Raw genomic sequence first — 3,870 nt, forward strand, 5'->3', positions numbered from 1 at the left:
AGGGCATTGGTTTTCGAGTGTTTGCTGTAGAATTTGAACATCGCGCATCGTAGGGGTTCCCTATTAAATCCATTTAATCCGGTGTGTTTTTGGCGAAATTCATTAGATCAGAATGAGCGATGCGCGTCTACTCATTGTTTTATATGGAAATTATGGGGGGATTCGTAAGAATGCGGCGTTATGTTTACTTGTATTTCAGTGGCTTAAAGTTTCTTCGATCTCTGTTCTTTGCCTCTTTGGCAGTTCGTTCGAGTTACTTCAGCAAATCGGCATTGTCGGCCCAAGTTCATGAATTACTCAGCCCGTAAAACATGCCAATATTCGTGGGTTGCTTCATTTTCAGGTCGTGGCGGTTGGTTTTAAGTTTCACTGGCTTTAAGGCGCTTTGAGTGTATTTGCCAATTGGCATATCGGCTTGGCAGTTGCCTCGGCAATTTGCCATTGTTCTGCGCTGTGGTTGGAAAGAGAGGGCGCTTGTTGAACGTTGGTCGGGTTGCCTCATTGGGCAGGGAAGTGGATTTACGCGTTTTGTGTTCAGTACATCTGGCGGCCCAGTGAGTTTTTGCGTGTGATTCGGCTCAGAAAACACGGTCAATAATGCAGTTCTTTGCCAAATAAATCAGTCATTTGTGGTAAAACATAACAAACAATTTAAGAGGGATTCCCAACGCTTGGCATTTTTGTTTCTACTTCAAATTTGGTGGTTACGGTACAATGCGTTAGGTTGGGTGGTAGCGTTGCTCACCCCTTAATTGGGCGTTATAACACAGAATCAACTCCTTGCTCAAAACGGTTAATTAAACTATTATTTGTACGTTATTTTGTACCAATTGGAGTTCAATATGAGTCGTATTCATTTCGATCAAGATATTCAGCCGTTATCTGAATTTCGTGCAGGTGTAGCTTCTTACATCAAACAAATCAATGAGACTCGCCGTCCATTGGTCATCACACAGCGTGGCAAAGGTGTAGCTGTTGTTCTCGATGTTGCAGAGTATGAAGCAATGCAAGAGAAGATCGAGTTACTGGAAGAAATGCGCACCGCTGAAGCTCAATTAGCTTCAGGCCTTGGTGTTTCAAATGATGATGCTCGTGCTCAAGTACTGGGGCGCATTACGAAATGAAAGTAGTTTGGTCTCCATTAGCGCTTCAGAAGTTAGGCGATGCAGCGGAATTTATTTCTTTGGATAATCCACCTGCGGCAGAAAAGTGGGTAAACGAAGTTTTTGACAAAACTGAACTACTTGGAAGTATGCCTGAAATGGGGCGCTTTGTTCCTGAAATGCCCAATACTAACTATCGTGAAATCATTTTTGGTCACTATCGTATTATCTATAGCTTAAGCCATGAGATCCGCGTACTAACAGTTCGTAATTGTCGTCAAATGTTGTCGGAAGATGACGTGTAAGACTGTGTTATAACAAAGCATTTAAGACGGATTCGCAACGCTTGGCGGCTTTAGTGTAAATTCAGTTTTTGTGTTTTAAGTGGTTTGTCGAGGCATCGGTGTTTAGCGTCGCTCACCACTTAATGCGGCGTTAGCTTAAAACAATGAAAGTCAATTGGTTGTAGCCTGTTTTTTCTTCCCTTGGCATTTCGTTCAGGTTTTTCGGCAAATCAGCATTGTTTGTAAATGTGAGTTTTGAGCTGTTGCCTCAATGGAGTTTTGGGCTTGCGCGAGGTTAGCCAGTTTGGTGCAAAGTCGCTTTGGCAGTCTTGCTTTCGCTTTAAGTTTCGCGAATATGTGTTATCAGAATTTATTGGTTTTCAAAGCAAACGAATGGTCACAAAGTTTGAGTCAATTCGGGTTTTAAAACTCAAACGGTTTGTTGGTTTCTCAAATCGAGTTAATCTCAGCTTTGGTAAAACTTAAGGTGCTGAAATTTAAGCTAACAAGCTGCTTAAGTGGGATTCGCAACGCGTGGCATTTTTAGCATGCGGTGAGTTTTGTGATTAAGTTGGTGTGCGGTAGCTTTCGTAGTGCGTTGCTCACCCCTTAGCAGGGCGTTAACTGGCAATAAAATTACCCATCTTTTTTCGTTGTATTTTAAGTTATTGATTTATATAAATAATAAATCGAGTGAAAAATAAAAGGTTATTTTGAGAAATTTGATGTAATTACTTTTATTAACAAGATGTTACTGATAAAGTTTCATAGTTCACTGCCGCACAGGCAGCTTAGAAAATTAATAATTTGAGTGGAACCGTAAACGTTATGTTCACTGCCGCACAGGCAGCTTAGAAAACTCGAAAAAGGTGATTCTTATTATCCCGCGGGTTCACTGCCGCACAGGCAGCTTAGAAAAGAATGCAAACGGCTTATGAGAATGAGCGCAGGTTCACTGCCGCACAGGCAGCTTAGAAATTGGACACCAACAAAAAAAATGCTGCCAAAGAGTTCACTGCCGCACAGGCAGCTTAGAAATGTTGATTTCGGAACACGTCCTAAATCATTGTGTTCACTGCCGCACAGGCAGCTTAGAAATTACTTAACTCGATGTGAAACGCTTCCTTTCTGTTCACTGCCGCACAGGCAGCTTAGAAATGAGTCTGAATGGCTCAGAACAGGTCGCTACAGTTCACTGCCGCACAGGCAGCTTAGAAATTTAGACGTTCTTTTAAATTCTGATGCTTATTGTTCACTGCCGCACAGGCAGCTTAGAAAATAATGGTTAGCCGTTCATTACACGGATAATTGTTCACTGCCGCACAGGCAGCTTAGAAATTAAAAAAAGACGGCGGCACAAACAACGACCGGTTCACTGCCGCACAGGCAGCTTAGAAACTACACCATCAATTGATTCTAATATTTTTGATGTGTTCACTGCCGCACAGGCAGCTTAGAAATCCAGTTTGAGAACGGACTCCTCTGCTTTATCGTTCACTGCCGCACAGGCAGCTTAGAAATCCAGGTTCACCGATACCTGGACCATTTGATAGTTCACTGCCGCACAGGCAGCTTAGAAATTTTGGCGTAAGTTTTCCGTAAAGTGTTTTCAGTTCACTGCCGCACAGGCAGCTTAGAAAGCCGAGAACAACAGCAAGAATAGTAAATCCAGGTTCACTGCCGCACAGGCAGCTTAGAAATCGCCAACGGCTTCCGCTAGCATAAGTATTTGGTTCACTGCCGCACAGGCAGCTTAGAAAATGGCAAAGAACATCTAACATATCAATTCCGAGTTCACTGCCGCACAGGCAGCTTAGAAAGTTCAGCTCATGCTCTCGCCCCTCTTGCCGCTGTTCACTGCCGCACAGGCAGCTTAGAAAATATTGACGCTTAGCCCAAAACACAGTCGATAGTTCACTGCCGCACAGGCAGCTTAGAAACCGAAAATCCGCAACGAAATATTGTTGTAGATGTTCACTGCCGCACAGGCAGCTTAGAAATGAAGAACCGGATTTACCTTTTCCTGAAGAACGTTCACTGCCGCACAGGCAGCTTAGAAAAGTCAGATGACCGTTGCTGACTGAAATCAATTGTTCACTGCCGCACAGGCAGCTTAGAAATCTTGGTGATTTAGATATTAAAAATGAAAAAAGTTCACTGCCGCACAGGCAGCTTAGAAATATTATTTCACCTTTGTTTGATTTTTATCGTTGTTCACTGCCGCACAGGCAGCTTAGAAAGTGTCACCGATCATGCAAAACTGATCCACTAACGATCATCGAAAACTGATCCACTTGGTATCATCCGTTTATTTTTTATACGGGTGATTTATGTTAACCAAGGAGACATTTGTGGATATTCATGTTCGCTTTGCACAAGGCCAAAGCATTCGTAACATTGCCCGTCAATTAGGCATTTCTCGTAATACCGTAAAACATCATTTGCAGCAGCATCAGATGCCCTCTTACGCGCAACGAGCAAAA

3 protein-coding genes and 1 CRISPR repeat array are annotated in these 3,870 nt (G+C 43.0%); all 3 genes read left to right on the plus strand.

Annotation, left to right across the window (positions count from 1 at the left end):
• Window positions 1-842 precede the first annotated feature (842 nt).
• The gene (locus tag CAG57_RS07145; RefSeq protein ID WP_081245543.1) at window positions 843-1,124 is read left to right on the plus strand and encodes a type II toxin-antitoxin system Phd/YefM family antitoxin; all 282 of its coding nucleotides are present in this window, start codon (window positions 843-845) and stop codon (window positions 1,122-1,124) included.
• Entirely contained in the window at window positions 1,121-1,408 is a 288-nt protein-coding gene (locus CAG57_RS07150) for a type II toxin-antitoxin system RelE/ParE family toxin (protein WP_010377835.1), read from the plus strand. The genes CAG57_RS07145 and CAG57_RS07150 overlap by 4 nt, the downstream gene beginning before the upstream one ends.
• A 749-nt stretch (window positions 1,409-2,157) precedes the next feature.
• Window positions 2,158-3,627: direct repeats of the CRISPR family, unit length 28 nt; unit sequence GTTCACTGCCGCACAGGCAGCTTAGAAA.
• Between the two features lie 90 nt (window positions 3,628-3,717).
• Window positions 3,718-3,870: helix-turn-helix domain-containing protein (locus CAG57_RS07160; RefSeq protein ID WP_161433708.1), on the plus strand; the 153-nt coding region annotated here is incomplete at its 3' end.

Origin of the sequence: Vibrio sp. V30_P3S12P165 (genome assembly GCF_009904905.1) — a bacterium.
Classification (GTDB): domain Bacteria; phylum Pseudomonadota; class Gammaproteobacteria; order Enterobacterales; family Vibrionaceae; genus Vibrio; species Vibrio fujianensis.

What these genes read in the sequence shown, in the direction of transcription:
- CAG57_RS07145 (WP_081245543.1), top strand. Translation starts at nt 843, where the DNA reads ATGAGTCGTATTCATTTCGATCAAGATATTCAGCCGTTATCTGAATTT.
- CAG57_RS07150 (WP_010377835.1), top strand. Translation starts at nt 1,121, where the DNA reads ATGAAAGTAGTTTGGTCTCCATTAGCGCTTCAGAAGTTAGGCGATGCA.